The sequence below is a fragment of the Tersicoccus mangrovi genome, assembly GCF_036881825.1.
GTDB lineage: Bacteria > Actinomycetota > Actinomycetes > Actinomycetales > Micrococcaceae > Tersicoccus > Tersicoccus mangrovi.
The window spans coordinates 83,305-100,528 of record NZ_JBAJMW010000004.1 but is presented as its reverse complement, the minus strand read 5'-3'; the positions used below and the strand labels follow the sequence as shown (position 1 = coordinate 100,528).

General features: G+C 72.6%; 16 protein-coding genes. 15 read left to right on the top strand and 1 reads right to left on the bottom strand.

Annotation, left to right across the window (positions count from 1 at the left end):
• Nucleotides 1-29: 29 nt before the first annotated feature.
• The 3 genes from V6N00_RS08965 to mshC all read left to right on the top strand — a co-directional run bounded on the left by V6N00_RS08965 (nucleotide 30) and on the right by mshC (nucleotide 2,692).
• Nucleotides 30-335, top strand: a complete 306-nt coding sequence (locus tag V6N00_RS08965; RefSeq protein ID WP_334231749.1) for a hypothetical protein — start codon at nucleotides 30-32, stop codon at nucleotides 333-335.
• Nucleotides 336-437: 102 nt separating this feature from the next.
• Nucleotides 438-1,271 (top strand): undecaprenyl-diphosphate phosphatase, encoded by an 834-nt coding sequence (locus tag V6N00_RS08960; RefSeq protein WP_334231748.1) that lies wholly within the window; start codon nucleotides 438-440, stop codon nucleotides 1,269-1,271.
• A 47-nt stretch (nucleotides 1,272-1,318) separates the two neighbouring features.
• Nucleotides 1,319-2,692 carry a cysteine--1-D-myo-inosityl 2-amino-2-deoxy-alpha-D-glucopyranoside ligase gene (mshC, locus tag V6N00_RS08955; RefSeq protein ID WP_334231747.1) on the top strand — a complete coding sequence of 458 codons (1,374 nt, stop codon included), beginning with the start codon at nucleotides 1,319-1,321 and terminating at the stop codon, nucleotides 2,690-2,692.
• A gap of 28 nt (nucleotides 2,693-2,720) precedes the next feature.
• On the opposite strand, the gene V6N00_RS08950 is transcribed toward mshC, so the two are convergent.
• Nucleotides 2,721-3,590: a PAC2 family protein gene (locus tag V6N00_RS08950; RefSeq protein ID WP_334232220.1), complete on the bottom strand. Its 870-nt coding sequence runs from the start codon at nucleotides 3,588-3,590 to the stop codon at nucleotides 2,721-2,723.
• Between the two features lie 180 nt (nucleotides 3,591-3,770).
• Between V6N00_RS08950 and V6N00_RS08945 the strand changes: the two genes are divergently transcribed.
• The 12 genes from V6N00_RS08945 to V6N00_RS08890 all read left to right on the top strand — a co-directional run bounded on the left by V6N00_RS08945 (nucleotide 3,771) and on the right by V6N00_RS08890 (nucleotide 17,207).
• Nucleotides 3,771-4,469, top strand: coding sequence for an HAD family hydrolase (locus V6N00_RS08945; RefSeq protein ID WP_334231746.1), 699 nt, complete (start codon nucleotides 3,771-3,773; stop codon nucleotides 4,467-4,469).
• Complete coding sequence (locus tag V6N00_RS08940) at nucleotides 4,466-5,653, top strand: site-2 protease family protein (protein ID WP_334231745.1); 1,188 nt, start codon at nucleotides 4,466-4,468, stop codon at nucleotides 5,651-5,653. The genes V6N00_RS08945 and V6N00_RS08940 overlap by 4 nt, the downstream gene beginning before the upstream one ends.
• 57 nt (nucleotides 5,654-5,710) lie before the next feature.
• A complete protein-coding gene (locus V6N00_RS08935; RefSeq protein WP_416385059.1) occupies nucleotides 5,711-6,814 on the top strand; it encodes a tRNA (adenine-N1)-methyltransferase in 1,104 nt (367 codons plus the stop codon).
• Between the two features lie 78 nt (nucleotides 6,815-6,892).
• Complete coding sequence (arc, locus tag V6N00_RS08930) at nucleotides 6,893-8,623, top strand: proteasome ATPase (protein WP_416385058.1); 1,731 nt, start codon at nucleotides 6,893-6,895, stop codon at nucleotides 8,621-8,623.
• A gap of 22 nt (nucleotides 8,624-8,645) precedes the next feature.
• Nucleotides 8,646-10,271 carry a depupylase/deamidase Dop gene (gene dop, locus V6N00_RS08925; RefSeq protein ID WP_334231743.1) on the top strand — a complete coding sequence of 542 codons (1,626 nt, stop codon included), beginning with the start codon at nucleotides 8,646-8,648 and terminating at the stop codon, nucleotides 10,269-10,271.
• Between the two features lie 4 nt (nucleotides 10,272-10,275).
• Nucleotides 10,276-10,476, top strand: coding sequence for a ubiquitin-like protein Pup (locus V6N00_RS08920; protein ID WP_334231742.1), 201 nt, complete (start codon nucleotides 10,276-10,278; stop codon nucleotides 10,474-10,476).
• Nucleotides 10,477-10,482: 6 nt separating this feature from the next.
• Entirely contained in the window at nucleotides 10,483-11,358 is an 876-nt protein-coding gene (prcB, locus tag V6N00_RS08915; RefSeq protein WP_334231741.1) for a proteasome subunit beta, read from the top strand.
• Between the two features lie 2 nt (nucleotides 11,359-11,360).
• Nucleotides 11,361-12,098 (top strand): proteasome subunit alpha, encoded by a 738-nt coding sequence (gene prcA, locus V6N00_RS08910; protein ID WP_334231740.1) that lies wholly within the window; start codon nucleotides 11,361-11,363, stop codon nucleotides 12,096-12,098.
• On the top strand, nucleotides 12,095-13,543 hold the full coding sequence (gene pafA, locus V6N00_RS08905; RefSeq protein WP_334231739.1) for a Pup--protein ligase: 1,449 nt from the start codon (nucleotides 12,095-12,097) through the stop codon (nucleotides 13,541-13,543). The genes prcA and pafA overlap by 4 nt, the downstream gene beginning before the upstream one ends.
• A gap of 88 nt (nucleotides 13,544-13,631) precedes the next feature.
• Nucleotides 13,632-14,582 carry an FKBP-type peptidyl-prolyl cis-trans isomerase gene (locus V6N00_RS08900; RefSeq protein WP_334231738.1) on the top strand — a complete coding sequence of 317 codons (951 nt, stop codon included), beginning with the start codon at nucleotides 13,632-13,634 and terminating at the stop codon, nucleotides 14,580-14,582.
• 55 nt (nucleotides 14,583-14,637) lie between these two features.
• On the top strand, nucleotides 14,638-15,033 hold the full coding sequence (locus tag V6N00_RS08895; protein WP_334231737.1) for an FKBP-type peptidyl-prolyl cis-trans isomerase: 396 nt from the start codon (nucleotides 14,638-14,640) through the stop codon (nucleotides 15,031-15,033).
• A 113-nt stretch (nucleotides 15,034-15,146) separates the two neighbouring features.
• Entirely contained in the window at nucleotides 15,147-17,207 is a 2,061-nt protein-coding gene (locus V6N00_RS08890) for a helix-turn-helix transcriptional regulator (RefSeq protein ID WP_334231736.1), read from the top strand.
• The last annotated feature ends 17 nt before the right edge of the window (nucleotides 17,208-17,224 follow it).

Here is a 17,224-nt window from a genome sequence, read left to right as displayed (position 1 = left end):
TTCTTTCTGGAACCGATAACGTCTAGGACATGAGCATTGATCCGCGTGTCGCCCTGCAGTCCCTGGTCGCTGCCTTCGAGGAGCACCTCGCTGCCGCCGCCGCGCGGCGTGGAGACGACGATCCCGCGGTCGAGTCGGCGCACCTGGCCATCGCCGATGCCTTCGAAGTCTACGAAGACGCTCTCTACGACACCTACAACGAGGTCACCCCGCTCGTCATCTATGAGGACGACGGCGACGACGACAGTGACGACGACGACGAGGACGACGACGACCTCGAGGAAGACGACGAGGACGAGGACGACGACGTGGAGGACAACCGCGACCGCGGCTGACGCATTCCCCGCGAGCCGTCACCGGCGCCCCTCCACCGACCGGCCCCCGCTCAGGGCCCGTCCGATTCGGTCGGCCGGACCCCGAACCCCTAGAGTCGGACCGTGACGTGGATCGAAGCGGCCATCCTCGGGTTCGTGCAAGGACTGACCGAGTTCCTTCCCATCTCCTCGAGCGCTCACCTGCGCATCGTGGGCGAGTTCCTCCCCGGTGCGGCCGACCCGGGCGCCGCGTTCACCGCGATCACCCAGCTCGGTACTGAGACCGCGGTGCTCGTCTTCTTCTGGCGTGACATCGTCCGCATCGTGCGCGCCTGGGCCGGCTCCCTCGTCGGCCGCGTGCCGCGCAACGACCCGGACGCCCGCATGGGCTGGCTCGTCATCATCGGCAGCCTGCCCATCGGCATCCTCGGCGTGCTCTTCCAGGACGCCATCGAGACGACCTTCCGCAGCCTGTGGATCGTCGCCGTCATGCTCATCGTCTTCGGCATCCTGCTCGCCCTGGCCGACATCTACTCCCGCCAGCAGCGCGAGCTCGACCAGCTGACCTGGCGCCACGGCATCCTCTACGGCCTCGCGCAGGCACTCGCGCTGGTGCCCGGCGTCTCTCGCTCCGGCGGCACCATCACGGCCGGTCTGGCCATGGGCTACACCCGTGAGGCGGCGGCGCGGTACTCGTTCCTGCTGGCGATTCCGGCGGTGTTCGCGAGCGGGCTGTACCAGCTGGTCAAGGTCGCCCGCGACGGCGGGGACAGCGGCGTCTACGGCGCCGGCCCGACCGCGCTGGCCACGATCATCGCCTTCGTGGTCGGCTACCTCATCATCGGGTGGTTCCTGCGCTACGTCTCGACCCGCAGCTACCGCCCCTTCGTGCTGTACCGGATCGCCCTGGGCGCCGCCCTGATGATCCTGCTCGGCACCGGTCTGATCGCCGCCTGACGCGGCCCTCGGCCACCCACCTCAATCGCGTCCACCCGAGGAGAAGCATGCAGTCCTGGCCCACGCCCGGCCTCACCCCGCTGGAGCCCGCGCCCGGATCGGTGCATCTCTACGACACGGCCGCGCGCCGGGTGCTGCCCGTCGAACTGACCGAGGAGCGGGGCCGTGCCACGGCCGGCCTGTACGTCTGCGGCATCACCCCGTACGACGCCACGCACCTGGGCCACGCGGCCACCTACCTGGCGTTCGACCTGCTGATCCGGCAGTGGCGGGACACGGGCGCCGCGGTGACGTACGTGCAGAACGTCACCGACGTCGACGACCCGCTGCTCGAGCGCGCCGAGGCGACCGGGGTGGACTGGCAGGACCTCGCCGTCGAGCAGACCAACCTGTTCCGCACCGACATGACCGCCCTGCGCGTGCTGCCGCCGGACCACTACATCGGCGCCGTCGAGGCCGTGCCGTGGATCGTGCCCGCCGTCGAGGCGCTCGTCACCGCCGGCATCGCCTACCGCGTGCCCGGCCGGGACGGGGAGCCCGACGGCGACGTCTACTTCGACGTCGAGGCCGCCCGCGGCACCGGCTGGCGCGTCGGCGCCCTCGGCGGGTACGGCGCGGAGGAACTGCTCGCCCTCTTCGGCGAGCGCGGCGGCGACCCCGACCGGCCCGGCAAGCGCAACCCGCTCGATGCCCTGCTGTGGCGGGTCGCCCGGGAGGGCGAACCGCGCTGGCCCGGCGGCGTGCTCGGCGCGGGCCGGCCCGGTTGGCACATCGAGTGCTCGGTGATCGCCGAGCGGTTCCTGGCCACCCCGTTCACCGTCCAGGGCGGCGGCAACGACCTGATCTTCCCGCACCACGACATGAGCGCCGGGCACGCCCAGGCCCTCACCGGGCGGCCGCTGGCCCGCCACTTCGCCCACACCGGCATGGTGGGGTTCGAGGGGCACAAGATGAGCAAGTCCCGCGGCAACCTCGTGCTCGTCTCCCGGCTGCGGGAGACCGGCGTGGACCCGGCCGCCATCCGCATCGCCGTGCTCGGCCAGCACTACCGGTCGGCGTGGGAGTACACGGACGCGCTGCTGACCGTCGCACAGGACCGCCTGGCCCGGTGGCGTGCCGCGGCCGCCGTCGGCGACGCCGCGAGCGGTGCCCTGCGCCACGAGGTCGACGACGCCGACGCCCGTCTCGTCGAGCGGCTGCGGGAGCGGTTGCGCGACGACCTGGACACCCCGGCCGCGCTTGCCGCGGTCGACGCCTGGGCCGCCACCGTGCTCGGTGCCGGCTCCGGCGACGGGGTCGACCCCGTGCCCGACGGCGGGACCGCTGCCGGCACGACCCGCGAGCCGGGTCTCGGCCGGCGCGCGGTGGACGCGCTGCTGGGCATCGACCTCGCCCCCGCCGCGGAGGACGACGCCGCGTAGCGCCGTCCAGCGTCGTGAGGTCGCCGGCTCAGCGTTCCTTGCCGCGCCGCTTGAGGTAGCGCTCGAACTCGCGGGCGATGGACTCGCCGCTGGCCTCGGGCAGCTCGGCGGTGTCCTTCGCCTCCTCGAGCTGGTGCACGTAGGCCTGGATCTCCGGGTCCTCCGTGGCCAGCTCGTCCACGCCCCGCTCCCAGGCCTCGGCGTCCTCCTTCAGGTCGGCGTCGCCGACCATCGAGACGTGCACGAGCTCCTCGAGCCGGTTCAGCAGCGCCAGCTGCGCCTTGGGGGAGGGCGCCTGCGCGACGTAGTGCGGCACGGCCGCCCACAGCGAGACCGTGGGGATGCCGGCCAGCTCCGCGACCCCGCCGAGCACCCCGAGGATCCCGGTCGGCCCCTCGTACGTGGACGGGTCGGCGTTCAGCTCCTCCTGCAGGGTGGCGTCGTCCGTGGACACCGACACCGGGATCGGCCGCGTGTGCGGGACGTCGGCCAGCAGGGCGCCGAGCAGGACGAGGTAGTCGACTCCGAGGTCCGCGGCGTGCGCCATCAGGTCCGCGGTGTACGCCCGCCACCGGTAGGACGGCTCGACGCCGTGCACGAGCACGACGTCGAGGTTCGAGTTCGGCACCGAGACGGTGGACAGCCACGTCGTCGGCCACTGGATGCGCCGCTCGGCGCCCGTGCGCACGACCATCGGGCGGGTGAACTGGAAGTCGTAGTACGAGTCGGAGTCCAGGGCAGCGACGCGGGACGCGGCCCAGCGCTCGTCGAGCCGGTTGAGGGCGTCGCTCGCCGCGTCGCCGGCATCGTTCCAGCCCTCGAAGGCGGCGATCATCACGGTGACCCGGTCCCGGCCCACCGCATCCTCCCCGGTACGGACACCGAAGACGCTGGTCAGCGACTCGCCGGCCCGCTCCGAACCCGCGTCGTCCGCCGTCTCGTCCGCACCGGGCACCTCGGCTCCGTCCTCGGGCTTCTCGTCATAGGAACTCACTCGTCCAGCGTAGTCCCGGCACCTGCACGCGATGCGTGACACACCTGGGCCCGGCGGGCGGCCCGTCCTCGTAGACTGGAGGGCATGGCCGCCCCTTCCGATCCCTTCCGCCTGCGCGCCGTCCTCTGGGACATGGACGGGACCCTGGTGGACACCGAGCCCTACTGGATCGCCGCCGAGCGCTCCCTGATGGACCGGCACGGGCTGCGGTGGACCATGGAGGACTCCGAGTCGATGGTCGGCCAGGCGCTCCCTCGGGTCGCCGCCGCGATGCAGGTGCGCGGTCTGGACCTGCCGATCCGCACGATCCTCGACACCGTGATCGGCGACGTCCTCGCCGCGGTCCGCCGGCAGATCCCCTGGCGCCCCGGTGCCCGGGAACTGCTCGAGCAGCTGCGTGACGCCGGCGTGCCGTGCGCCCTCGTGACCATGAGCGAGGCGGTGCTGGCCCGCGCCGTGGCCGACCAGCTGCCCGCCGGCACCTTCGACTTCGTCGTCACCGGCGACATGGTGACCAACGGCAAGCCGCATCCCGAGCCGTACGAGCAGGCGCTCGCCCGGCTGCGGCAGGCCGAGCCGGAGCTGCCGACGCCCGCCGTCATCGCCCTCGAGGACTCCATCCCGGGCGTCGAGTCCGCCCGCAGCAGCGGCGTGACGACGATCGCCATCCCGCACGTCGTGCCGGTCCCGCACCACCCCGACGTGCAACAGTGGGAGACCCTGGCCGGCAGCACGGTCGACGACCTGCAGCGCGCCCTGCGCGCGCGGGCCGCCCTCTCGTGAGCGGCCCCGGCGCCCCGTCGCCCGCCGAGGGCACCACCGGGACGGGGAGGGTGCGCAACGACGGCATCCCGCTCGGCCGGATCTTCGCGGTCCCGGTCACCCTCGCCTGGTCCTGGTTCCTCATCGCGGCGTTCATCGTCATCAGCTTCGGGCCGGTCGTCGCCTACCAGTTCCCGGGCATCGGCGCCGGCGCATGGCTCGTCGCCTTCGCCTACGCCGTGCTGCTGCTGCTCTCGGTGCTCGCCCACGAACTGGCGCACGCGCTGAGCGCCCGCGCCTTCGGCTGGCCCTCCTCCCGCATCGTGCTGACCCTGTGGGGCGGCCACACGTCGTTCGAGACGATGCCCACGAGCGCCGGGCGGTCCCTCGTCGTCGCCCTCGCCGGGCCGGCCGCGAACCTCGCCCTCGCCGGGGTCGGCGCCGCCGTCACCTTCGCCCTGCCCGCCGGGACGGTGGCCTGGTTGCTCGCCTCGGTGTTCACCGTGGCCAACCTCTTCGTCGGCGTCTTCAACGTCTTGCCCGGGCTGCCGCTGGACGGCGGCCGCATCGTCGAGTCCGCCGTGTGGCGGGCGACGGGGGACCAGGACCGCGGCACCGTGGCCGCGGGCTGGGCCGGGCGCGTCATCGCCGTCGTCATCCTCGTCGTGGTGCTGTGGCCGCTGTTCGTCGGCCGCGGACTGCCCAGCCTCGGCACGCTGGCCATCGGGGTGCTCATCGCGGCCTTCCTGTGGGCGGGCGCGAGCGCCGCGATCCGCAGCGGCCGGCTCCGGCAGCGGCTCGGCGCGATCAGCGCCGGCCGGCTCGCCCGACCGGCCGCCGGGGTGCCCGCGTCGGCGTCCGTCGCCCAGCTGAACGCCCTGGCCCGCGACCTGCGCACCGGCGCCGGCACCGAGCTCGTGCTCGTGGACGACCGCGGGGTGCCGGTGGCCGTGGCCGATCGCGACGCCCTCGCCGCCGTACCGTTCGAGCGGGCCGCGACGACCGGTGCCGTGGCGGTCGGCCGGCCGCTGGCCGCCGGCGCCGTCGTGCCCGCCGTCGCCGAGGGACACCAGCTCGTCCAGTACCTGGCCCGGCTCGCCGGCTCGGAGTACGCCGTGATCGACGCGCGCGGCGTCGTCGTCGGGCTCCTCACCCAGAGCGCCGTGCTCACCGCCCTGCAGGGGCGCACCGACCCCTGGTCGTGACCGCGCCGCCTTCCCGTCCGGCACTGCCCGGCACCTCTACGTACGTCTGATCAGGAGATGACCATGACCGACGCCACCACGGGCGCCGCCGCCCGCCGCGGGCCCTTCCGGGACGGCGAGCGCGTGCAGCTGACCGACGAGAAGGGGCGGATGAACACCATCACCCTCACCGCCGGGCAGGCCTTCCACACCCACCGCGGGGTGCTCGAGCACGAGACCCTGATCGGGGCCGACGAGGGCACGGTGGTGACCAACTCGGCCGGGAATCGCTACCAGGCGCTGCGCCCGCTGCTGAAGGACTTCGTCCTGTCGATGCCGCGCGGTGCGGCGGTCATCTACCCCAAGGACGCCGCCCAGATCGTCACGATGGGCGACATCTACCCCGGCGCCCGGGTGGTCGAGGCCGGCGTCGGCTCCGGCGCCCTGACCATCTCCCTGCTCCGCGCGGTCGGCGACACCGGGCACGTGCACTCCTTCGAGCTGCGCCCCGAGTTCGCCGACGTCGCCCGCGGCAACGTCACCACGATGTTCGGCGCGGACCACCCGGCCTGGCAGCTGACCATCGGGGACCTGGCCACCGAGCTCGGCGTCCACGAGGAGCCGGGCAGTGTCGACCGGATCGTCCTGGACATGCTCGCCCCCTGGGAGTGCCTCGACGCGGCCGCGACGGCGCTGGCCCCCGGTGGCGTGCTCGTCGCCTACATCGCGACCGTCACCCAGCTCTCGCGCGTCGCCGAGGCCGTGCGTGACGACGGGCGGTTCACCGAGCCCGAGTCGTGGGAGACCATGCTGCGCGGCTGGCACGTCGAGGGCCTCGCCGTCCGGCCCGACCACCGGATGGTGGCCCACACGGCGTTCCTGCTGATGACGCGGCGGCTCGCCGACGGGTCCGAGCGGCTCGCGCCCCGCCGCCGTGCGTCGAAGACCGACTACACCGAGGAGGACCTCAACGCCTGGACCCCGGGCGCGGTGGGGGAGCGGCCGGTCTCGGACAAGCGGCTGCGCAAGGTCGGCCGGGACGCGATCCGGCTCGCCGAGCGGGCACGGGAAGCGGGCGCCGACGGTGGCTCCGGGAGCGGTGCCGTGAACGGCGCCGCGGACGATGACGGTGCTGGTCACGCGCCCGTCACGGATGCCGCCGCGGACTCCCCGACGAACTAGGGTGGAAATCAGGACCGGCAGGCCGCGCCGACCGCGCGGGCGCTGCTCGGTCGCGGTGCTGCGAAGGAGGTCACGGCCATGTCCGAGCCCACACCCACGGGTTCCACCGGTGCGACGAACGGCGCGGATGCCGCCGGCCGCCAGCTGGCGGTGCTGCGCGACAAACTGCGCCTGCTGGACCGTCAGCTCGCCGGCGCCACGGCCCAGAACGGCACCCTGGTCAAGGCCCTCCAGGCCGCCCGCGACGAGATCGTCCGCCTCAAGGGCGCCCTGGAGCGCGACGGCGCCGCCCCCTTCGGCTTCGGCACCGTCATCGCGATCAACCCGGCCCGCCCTGCCGAGGCGGCGCGCGGCGTCGCCGTCGCCGCCGAGACGGTCGACATCGTCAACGCCGGCCGCAAGGTGCGCGTGGGCGTCTCCCCGCTGGTCGGCCTCGACGCCCTCGCCGTCGGTCAGGAGGTGCTGCTCAACGAGTCCCTCACCGTGGTCGGGGCGCTCGGCTACGAGCGGGCCGGCGACGTCGCGACCGTCAAGGAACTGATCGGCGCGGACCGGGCCCTCGTCGTCGGCCGGTCCGACGACGAGAAGGTCGTCCGCCTCTCCGGCGGGCTGCAGGGCGCACCCCTTCGCGTCGGGGACGCCGTCACCGTCGACGCGCGCCTGGGCTACGCCCTCGAGAAGATCACCCGCAGCGAGGTCGAGTCCCTCATCCTCGAGGAGGTGCCCGACATCTCCTACACCGACATCGGGGGCCTCGGCCCGCAGATCGAGCAGATCCGCGACGCCGTCGAACTGCCCTTCATGCACCCGGACCTCTACCGCGAGCACGGCCTCAAGGCCCCCAAGGGCATCCTGCTGTACGGGCCGCCCGGCTGCGGCAAGACCCTCATCGCCAAGGCCGTCGCCCACTCGCTGGCCGCGCGCGTCGCCGAGCGGCGCGGCACGGACGTGACGAGCTACTTCCTCAACATCAAGGGCCCCGAGCTGCTCGACAAGTACGTCGGCGAGACGGAGCGGCACATCCGCCTCATCTTCGCTCGCGCCCGCGAGAAGGCCTCGGCCGGCAACCCCGTCGTCGTGTTCTTCGACGAGATGGATTCCCTGTTCCGCACGCGCGGCACCGGCGTCTCCTCCGACGTCGAGACGACCATCGTGCCGCAGCTGCTCAGCGAGATCGACGGCGTCGAGCGGCTCGACAACGTCATCGTGATCGGCGCCTCCAACCGCGAGGACATGATCGACCCGGCCATCCTGCGGCCCGGCCGCCTCGACGTGAAGATCAAGATCCACCGCCCCGACGCGGAGGCCGCCGCCGAGATCTTCGGCAAGTACCTCACCCCCGAGGTGCCCCTGCACGAGGAGGACCTCGGCGAGAACGGCGACGACCGTGGTGCGACCGTGGACGCGATGATCCAGCGCACCGTCGAGGCGATGTACGCGACCGACGCGTCGACCGAGTACCTCGAGGTCACCTACGCCAACGGTGAGTCCGAGGTGCTCTACTTCAAGGACTTCAACTCGGGCGCCGTGATCCAGAACGTCGTCGACCGGGCCAAGAAGAACGCCATCAAGGACCTGCTGACGACGGGGCAGAGGGGCCTGCGCATCGAGCACCTGCTGCGCGCCGTGACGGACGAGTACCACGAGCACGAGGACCTGCCCAACACGACCAATCCCGACGACTGGGCGCGGATCTCCGGCAAGAAGGGCGAGCGGATCACCTACATCCGCACGATCGCCCACGCCAAGACCGGCCAGTCCCGCGGCCGGGCCGTCACGACCGCCACCGACACCGGGCAGTACCTGTGATGCCGTCCTCCACCGACCACGGATGACCGTCCACCGCATCATGGGCAGCGAGACCGAGTTCGGTGTCCTCGCGCCCAGCGCCCCCGGCGCCGACTCCACCGTGCTCGCGACCCGTGTCATCAACGCCTGGGCGGACCTGACCGGACTGAACACCCGGGCGGTCGCCTCGTCCGGGGGAGCGGGCTGGGACTACTCCGACGAGGCGCCCCTCGCGGACGCCCGCGGGTGGATCCAGTCGCGCGCCTCGGCGGACCCCAGTCAGTTGACCGACGAGCCGGACGTGCTCACCGCGGAGCAGGTGGCGGCCGTGGGAGCGGACGAGGTCGAGGACGACGGCACCGATCCGATCACCGACGGCATCCTCGTGAACGTCGTGCTCGGCAACGGGGCGCGCCTGTACGTCGACCACGCCCACCCCGAGTACGCCGGCCCCGAGGTCACCAACCCGCTCGACGCGGTGCGCTGGGACGCCGCCGGCGACGCCGTGGGCCGGGCGGCCATGGACCGGATCACCGCGACCGGTGGTACCCCGATCCAGCTCTACAAGAACAACACCGACGGCAAGGCCGCCTCCTACGGCAGCCACGAGAACTACCTGATGCCCCGCGAGGTGCCGTTCGGCTCGATCGTCGCCGGCCTCGTGCCGTTCTTCGTCAGCCGGCAGGTGATCTGCGGGGCCGGGCGCGTCGGCATCGGCGTCGACGGCGCCGCCCCCGGCTTCCAGCTCAGCCAGCGCGCCGACTTCTTCGAGGCCGAGGTGGGGCTCGAGACGACGGTGCGGCGTCCCATCGTCAACACCCGCGACGAGCCGCACGCCGTCGCCGAGCGGTTCCGCCGCCTGCACGTCATCATCGGCGACGCCAACCTCGCCGAGGTCTCGGGGTACCTCAAGTTCGGCACCACCGCGCTCGTGCTGTCGATGATCGAGGCCGGCACGGCGCCTGCCGTCCAGGTGCTCGACCCGGTCCGGGCCCTCCAGACCGTCAGCCACGATCCGACCCTGCGCGCCACGGTCGAGCTGGCCGACGGCCGGCGGGTCACCGGACTGGACCTGCAGCGGATCCACCTCGACGCGGCCCGCGCCCACTGCGCGCGCACCGGGGCAGAGGCGGACCCGATGACGGCCGACGTCCTGGACCGGTGGACCGCGATCACCGACCTGCTCGCCAGGGACCCGGCGGCGGCCGCCGACCAGCTGGACTGGGCGGCCAAGCTCGCCCTCGTCACCGCCTACCGGGACCGGGACGGCCTGGCGTGGGACGACCCGCGGCTGGCCCTCGTGGACCTGCAGTACTCCGACGTGCGCACCGGCCGAGGGCTGTACCACCGGCTCGTCGCCGGCGGTCGGATGCGGCGCCTGCTCGACGACGACGCGGTCGCCGCCGCCGTCACCGACCCGCCCGAGGACACCCGCGCCTGGTTCCGCGGGCAGTGCCTGCAGCGGTTCTCCCGCAACGTGGCGGCGGCCAACTGGGACTCCGTCGTCTTCGACCTGCCGGGCGCCCGCCGACTCGTGCGGATCCCCACGAAGGAGCCGCACCGGGGCACCCGGGCGCTGACCGAGTCCCTGTTCGCGGAGAGCACCGACGCCGCCGACTTCGTTCGCCGTCTCGGCACCGCTCCGGACCCCGGTGGCGTGGCACGATAGACGCATGAGCGAACAGCAGCGCGCCTCCGCGGCCTCCCAGGAGCAGCAGACCGAGGACGCCGTCGACCCCACGCCGCCGGCCGCCGAGGCCAGCCCGAGCGCGGCCACCGCCGGCGTCGACGACCTGCTCGACGACATCGACGGCGTGCTCGAGGCCAACGCCGAGGAGTTCGTGCGCGGATTCGTGCAGAAGGGCGGCCAGTAGGCGTTCATGGAGCACATCGGCCGGTACGGCAGAGACGGGTACGGCGGAGCAGGCTACGGTGAGGCCGGGTATGACGCCGCGGGCGCCGGGACGGGATCCTCGTTCAGCGCCTGGCTGCAGGCCGAACACCCCGACCTGCTCCCGTTCGGGCGCACCCCGCTCGGCGCGCCCGGATCCCCGGTGGCCGGTGAGTCGCTCGCCCCGCACGGCACCACGATCGTCGCCATGACCTACGGCGGCGGCGTGCTGATGGCCGGTGACCGCCGGGCGACCATGGGCAACGTCATCGCCAGCCGGCACATCGAGAAGGTGCACCCGGCGGACTCCTACTCCGTGCTCGGCGTCGCCGGCACCGCGGGCATCGCCCTGGACGTGATGCGCCTGTTCCAGGTGGAACTCGAGCACTACGAGAAGATCGAGGGCACGCTGCTCAGCCTCGAGGGCAAGGCCAACCGGCTCGGCGCCATGGTCCGCGACAACCTGCCCCGCGCCGTCCAGGGCCTGGCCGTCCTCCCGCTCTTCGCCGGATACGACACGACCCGCGCCGTCGGCCGCATCTTCTCCTACGACGTCACCGGAGGGCGCTACGAGGAGATCGAGCACCACACCGTCGGCTCCGGCTCCGCGTTCGCGCGGGGTGCGCTGAAGAAGCTGTGGCGCCCCCACCTGACCGAGGAGGAAGCGGTGCGCGTGGCCGTCGAGGCGCTGTTCGACGCTGCCGACGACGACTCCGCGACCGGCGGCCCCGACGCCATCCGCCGCCTGTGGCCCGTCATCATGACCGTCGGCTCCGCGGGGCACCGCCGCATTCCCGAGCACGAGCTCGCGGAGGTCTGCGAGTCCGTCCTCGAGGGCCGCTCCAGCGCCGGACGGGAGGCCTGAGCATGACGCAGCCGTTCTACGTCTCGCCCGAGCAGCTGATGAAGGACCGGGCGGACTTCGCGCGCAAGGGCATCGCCCGCGGCCGGTCCGTCGTCGTGCTCTCGTGCGCCGAGGGCATCGCGCTGGTCGCCGAGAACCCGTCCCCGTCGCTGCACAAGGTGGGGGAGATCTACGACCGGATCGCGTTCGCCGCGGTCGGCAAGTACAACGAGTTCGAGTCGCTGCGGCAGGCGGGTGTGCGGTACGCCGACCTGCGCGGCTACGCCTACGACCGTGAGGACGTCACCGCCCGCGGCCTGGCCAGCGTCTACACCCAGTCCCTCGGCGCCGTCTTCACGACCGAGGGCAAGCCCTTCGAGGTGGAGCTCGCCGTCGTCGAGGTCGGCGCGGTGCCCGACGAGGACCGGCTGTTCCGGCTCCTGTTCGACGGGTCCATCTCCGACCAGCGCGGCTTCGTCGTCATGGGAGGTGACGCCGAGGCCATCGGCGGGGTCCTCGCGACCCACCACGACCCGGGCGCGACCTTCGCCGGGGCCGTGAGCACCGCCGTCGACGCGCTGCGCCGGGCGGGCGAGAACGGCGAGGAGACCGCCGCGGGCCGCGAGCTGCCGGCCGAGCAGCTCGAGGTGGCTGTCCTCGACCGTGATCCCCTGACGCTGCGCGGCAGCCGCCGCGCCTTCCGGCGACTGGGCACCGAGGCGTGCGCGGCGCTGCTGGCGGGGGAGCGGGTCGGACCGTGAAGCGGCGCATCGTCGGTATCGAGACCGAGTTCGGGCTCTCCTACTCGCCCCGCGGCGGCTCCCCGCTCTCCCCGGAGGAGGTGGCCCGGTACCTGTTCCGGAAGGTCGTGCACTGGGGTCGCTCCTCCAACGTCTTCCTCGCCAACGGGGCCCGGCTCTACCTGGACGTCGGCTCCCATCCGGAGTACGCGACCGCCGAGTGCGACGACGTCGAGGACCTGCTCGCCCAGGACCTCGCGGGCGAGCTGATCCTCGACGACCTGTGCCGCGAGGCGGAGGAACGCCTGGCCGCCGAGGGCTACCACGGGTCCGTCTACCTGTTCAAGAACAACACCGACTCGGCCGGCAACTCCTACGGCAGCCACGAGAACTACCTGATCCCGCGCACCACGTCCTTCACGCGACTCGCCGAGATCCTCATCCCGTTCCTCATCTCCCGGCAGCTCGTCGCGGGCGCCGGGAAGGTCGTCACCGGTCCCGGCGGCGCCGGCTACGCGTTCAGCCAGCGCGCCGACCACATCTGGGAGGGCGTCTCCTCGGCGACCACCCGGTCCCGGCCCATCATCAACACCCGGGACGAGCCGCACGCCGATGCCGAGCACTACCGGCGCCTGCACGTCATCTCCGGGGACTCCTCGATGAGCCAGAGCACGACGGTGCTCAAGATCGTCAGCGTCGACCTGCTGCTGCGCATGATCGAGGACGGCGTCATCATGCGGGACCTGCGGCTGGAGAACCCCATCCGCAGCATCCGCGACATCTCCCACGACCCGACCGGCCGCCATCTCGTGCGGCTCGCCGACGGCGGCACCATCAGCGCCCTGGACCTGCAGCGCTACTTCTGGCAGAAGGCCACCGACTACGTCGCGACCGCCGGGGCGCACCACGACCGGGTGGGCTTCGCCCTCGACCTGTGGGACCGGGCGCTGACCGCGGTCGAGACGGGGGACACCGGCGGTATCGACACCGAGATCGACTGGGCCATCAAGAAGAAGCTGATCGACGCCTACCGTCAGCGCAGCGGCCTGCCCCTGGACTCCCCGCGCATCGCGCAGCTGGACCTGACCTACCACGACATCAACCGCGGCCGCGGCCTGTTCCACCTGCTGCAGTCCCGCGGGGCGGTGCGCACCCTGATCAGCGAGCAACGGGTCAAGGCCGCGATCGACGACCCGCCCGCCACGACCCGCGCCCGGCTGCGTGGCGAGTTCGTCCGCGCCGCCGTCGCCGCCGGCCGGGACTACACCGTCGACTGGGTGCACCTGAAACTGAACGACCGCACCCAGCAGACCATCCTCTGCAAGGACCCGTTCAAGTCCGAGGACCCCCGGGTCGAGGAGCTGATCGAGACCATCCGGGCCTCCACGCTCGCGACCGGATCGGGCGCCGGCACCGGTCCGGTGACGGGCGATGGAGGCAATACCCAGCCTGGTCCGCTACCGTAGACGGGCGCGCGGCAACCCGGTCCGGGTGAGCCGTCGAACCCGACCCCGTTCCGAGGATTTCCCTGTGCGCCGTTTGTTTGCTCTTCTGATGATCCCGCTGCTGCTCGTGCTCGCCGGCTGCTCCGGCAACAACTCGGGCGGCTCGTCCTCCTCGTCCGCGGCCGCCGCGGGCAACCCGCTGGACTCGATGAAGGTCACGAGCACCGAGGACAAGAAGGTGCCCGGCCTCGACTTCACCAAGCCGCTGATCTCCAAGGACGCCGCCGCCAAGGTGATCAAGGACGGCGACGGGCCCACGGTCAAGGCCGGCCAGTCCGTCAGCTACGTCGGTGCCGTGATCAGCGGCGCGGACGGCTCCGTCCAGAACGAGACGTTCACGACCGGCAAGACCGAGAGCCTGCTGCTCTCCGACTCGGTCAAGCAGCAGAACGAGGTGCTCTACAACGCCCTCGTCAACGCCAAGGTCGGCTCGTACGTCGCCTTCGCCGCGCCCGCGCAGACGCCCACCGCCTCGCCGAGCGCGGGTGCCAGCGGCGGCGCGAGTGCCAGCGCGAGCGCCACCCCCACCGCGTCGAACGTCATCGTGCTCAAGCTGCAGTCCGCCAAGAGCATCCCGACGCGGGCCTCGGGCACCGCCGTCGCGCCCAAGGCCGGCCTGCCGACCGTCAAGCTCGCCGCCAACGGCGCGCCGACCATCACCGTGCCCAAGACCAAGGCGCCGACGAAGCTCGTCTCACAGGACCTGATCACCGGCAAGGGCAAGAAGGTCAAGGGCACCGACACCATCACCGTGCAGTACCACGGCGTGAAGTGGTCCGACGGCTCGGTGTTCGACTCCAGCTGGAAGAACAACAGCCCCGTCACCTTCCCGCTGACCGGCGTCGTCAAGGGCTGGACCCAGGGCCTGACCGGCAAGACCGTCGGCTCCCAGGTGCTGCTCGTGGTGCCGCCGAGCCTCGGTTACGGTAGCCAGGCGGGTTCGCCGCTGCAGAAGGAGACGCTCGTCTTCGTGGTCGACATCCTCGACGACGCCTCCTGACGCCTTCTCGACCCGAGTCCACCCCTTTCACCCCCCCTCACGATTGGAGACCGACGTGTCCTTCGGCAAGCGCGAGTACGACCGGGTCAAGCCCGAGATCGAGTTCCCGGACCACGAGGCGCCCGCCGACCTGGTGATGGAGGACCTCATCGTCGGTGACGGTCCCGAGGCCACGCGCGGCAGCACCGTGAGCGCCCACTACGTGGGCGTCGCCTTCTCCACCGGCGAGGAGTTCGACTCGTCCTGGAACCGCGGCGCGCCGCTGGACTTCCGGCTCGGCGTCGGCCAGGTCATCGCCGGATGGGACGAGGGCATCGACGGGATGAGGGTCGGCGGCCGCCGTCGGCTGGAGATCCCCGCGAACAAGGCCTACGGCGACCGCGGCGCCGGCGGCGCCATCGCGCCGGGCGAGTCGCTGATCTTCGTCGTCGACCTCGTCGGCGTGCGCTGACCCCGGTCCTGCGACCCGGTTCGACCCGAGCCTCGACGGTCCGGTCCCGTTGCCCTGACGCCCCGGCGTCGGCGCACCGGGACCGGGCCGTCGCGCTGTTAGCGTAGGCGACTGTGGCACCCAAGCGGACCGAGCGACTGCTCAATCTCCTGATCGCCCTGCTGGAGCGCAAGCAGGGCTACTCCAAGGAGGAACTGCGGCGCGTCATCCCGCCGTACGCGGCCGCCGGGGACGAGGCGTTCGAGCGGATGTTCGAGCGGGACAAGGCGGACCTGCGGGACCTCGGCCTGCCGCTCGAGTCCTTCAGTGACGACTCGTACTTCGACGCCGACCTGCACACCGTCCGCTACCGCATCGACCCCCACCGGTACCGGCTGCCGGCGGTGCGCTTCACGACCGACGAGTCCGCGGTGCTCAACCTTGCCTCCCGCATGTGGCAGCAGGCCTCGCTCTCCTCGGCGGCCGGTCGGGCGGTGCGCAAGCTCTCGGCCCGCGGCGTCGACCCCGGTCAGGACGTGCTCCTCGGCGTCGAGCCCCGCATCCGCGCCACCGAGCCGGCCTTCGGGCCGCTGCTCGAAGCCATCGTGCGCCGCCGTCCGGTCAGCTTCGGCTACCAGCGTCCCGAGGCCGAGGCGCCGCAGACCCGCCGCCTGCAGCCGTGGGGGATCGGCAACCGGTTCGGCCACTGGTACGTCGTCGGCCACGACGAGGACCGCGACGCCGAGCGCACGTTCCGCCTCTCCCGGATGACGACGCCCGTGGTCTCCCGGCCCGGCACCTACACGATCCCGGAGGGCTTCACCGTCGCCGGGGCACTGGCGTCCCTCGTGCAGCGCACGCCGAGCGAGATCGCCACCGTCGCGGCCCGGCCCGGTACGGCGCTGTCGCTGCGGCCGCCCGCCGGGGGAGAACCAGCGGCAGAAGCCGAAGCCGCCCCGCACCCGGACCCGGCCGACCCGGACTGGGAGCGCTTCACCGTGCCGTACTCGGACACGGAGATCCTTGCCGAGGAGCTGGCCGGGCACGGGCCGCACGTCCGCGTGCTCGATCCTCCGACCCTGCGCGACGCCGTCGTCCGGCGGCTGCGCGCCGCGCGCGACCTGGCCGACCGTGCCCCGGTGCCGCGCGCGGACCGGGACGCGCCGGCCCCGCCGCGGACTCAGCGCACGTCCCGCGACGACCTGACGCGACTGCTGGACCTCGTCCCGTACCTGATGGAGCACCCCGGTGCCGACCTGGCCGCCACGGCCCGGCTGTTCGCCATCACGCCCGCGCAGCTGGTCAAGGACCTCGAGCTGCTGTTCGTGTGCGGGCTGCCCGGGTACGGGCCGGACCAGCTGATCGACGCCAGCTGGGAGGAGGGGGCCATCTACCTCGGCAACGCCGACGAGCTGAGCGAGCCCGTGCGGTTGAGCGTCGACGAGGCCGGTGCCCTGATCGTCGGCCTGCAGGCCCTCGGGGCTGTTCCCGGCATCGGGCAGCGCCCGGCCGTCGAGTCCGCGCTGGCGAAGATCTCCTCCGCGGCGTCGGACGCGATCGACCTGACCGCGTCCCTGCACGCCGACGTCGCCGGTGACGGGGACGGGCTGCTGCCGACCCTGCAGCGCGACGTCCGGGACGGCCGCCGGGTGGTGCTCGAGTACCTCGTGCCGCACCGCGACGAGGTGACCCGGCGCAGCGTCGACCCGTGGCGCCTGTTCTCGGCCAACGACGTCTGGTACCTGCAGGGCTGGTGCTACCGCAGCGGCGGGGTGCGCAACTTCCGGCTCGACCGGATCCGCTCGGTCAGCCCCGACGGGGACGCCCTCGTGGACCGGGAGCGGATCGCCGAGCACGACCGCACCGACACCGAGGTCGAGCTGTTCACCCGCTCCGAGGACGACGTCGAGGTCACCGTGCTGCTCTCCCCGCGCGGGCGCTGGGTGGCCGACCACTTCGACGCCGAGGCTGCCGTCGAGGCCGGGAATCCCGCCGGAGACGGTACCGGAGACGGCGCGAGCTGGGACGGCTGGTTGCTGGCCCGGTTGCGGGTCGGCACCACGGCGTGGCTGCCGGGCCTGACGACGCGGGCGGGCGGGGACGTGCGGGTGCTCGCTCCGGACGACGTGTCCGCCGCCTGCTCCACCTGGATCGACGACGCCCTCGCCGTGGCGAACGCGACCCTGCCGTCCTGATCGTTCCTCGTTCGCCG

What these genes read in the sequence shown, in the direction of transcription:
- V6N00_RS08965 (WP_334231749.1), top strand. Translation starts at nt 30, where the DNA reads ATGAGCATTGATCCGCGTGTCGCCCTGCAGTCCCTGGTCGCTGCCTTC.
- mshC (WP_334231747.1), top strand. Translation starts at nt 1,319, where the DNA reads ATGCAGTCCTGGCCCACGCCCGGCCTCACCCCGCTGGAGCCCGCGCCC.
- V6N00_RS08945 (WP_334231746.1), top strand. Translation starts at nt 3,771, where the DNA reads ATGGCCGCCCCTTCCGATCCCTTCCGCCTGCGCGCCGTCCTCTGGGAC.
- V6N00_RS08935 (WP_416385059.1), top strand. Translation starts at nt 5,711, where the DNA reads ATGACCATGACCGACGCCACCACGGGCGCCGCCGCCCGCCGCGGGCCC.
- arc (WP_416385058.1), top strand. Translation starts at nt 6,893, where the DNA reads ATGTCCGAGCCCACACCCACGGGTTCCACCGGTGCGACGAACGGCGCG.
- dop (WP_334231743.1), top strand. Translation starts at nt 8,646, where the DNA reads ATGACCGTCCACCGCATCATGGGCAGCGAGACCGAGTTCGGTGTCCTC.
- V6N00_RS08920 (WP_334231742.1), top strand. Translation starts at nt 10,276, where the DNA reads ATGAGCGAACAGCAGCGCGCCTCCGCGGCCTCCCAGGAGCAGCAGACC.
- prcB (WP_334231741.1), top strand. Translation starts at nt 10,483, where the DNA reads ATGGAGCACATCGGCCGGTACGGCAGAGACGGGTACGGCGGAGCAGGC.
- prcA (WP_334231740.1), top strand. Translation starts at nt 11,361, where the DNA reads ATGACGCAGCCGTTCTACGTCTCGCCCGAGCAGCTGATGAAGGACCGG.
- V6N00_RS08900 (WP_334231738.1), top strand. Translation starts at nt 13,632, where the DNA reads ATGATCCCGCTGCTGCTCGTGCTCGCCGGCTGCTCCGGCAACAACTCG.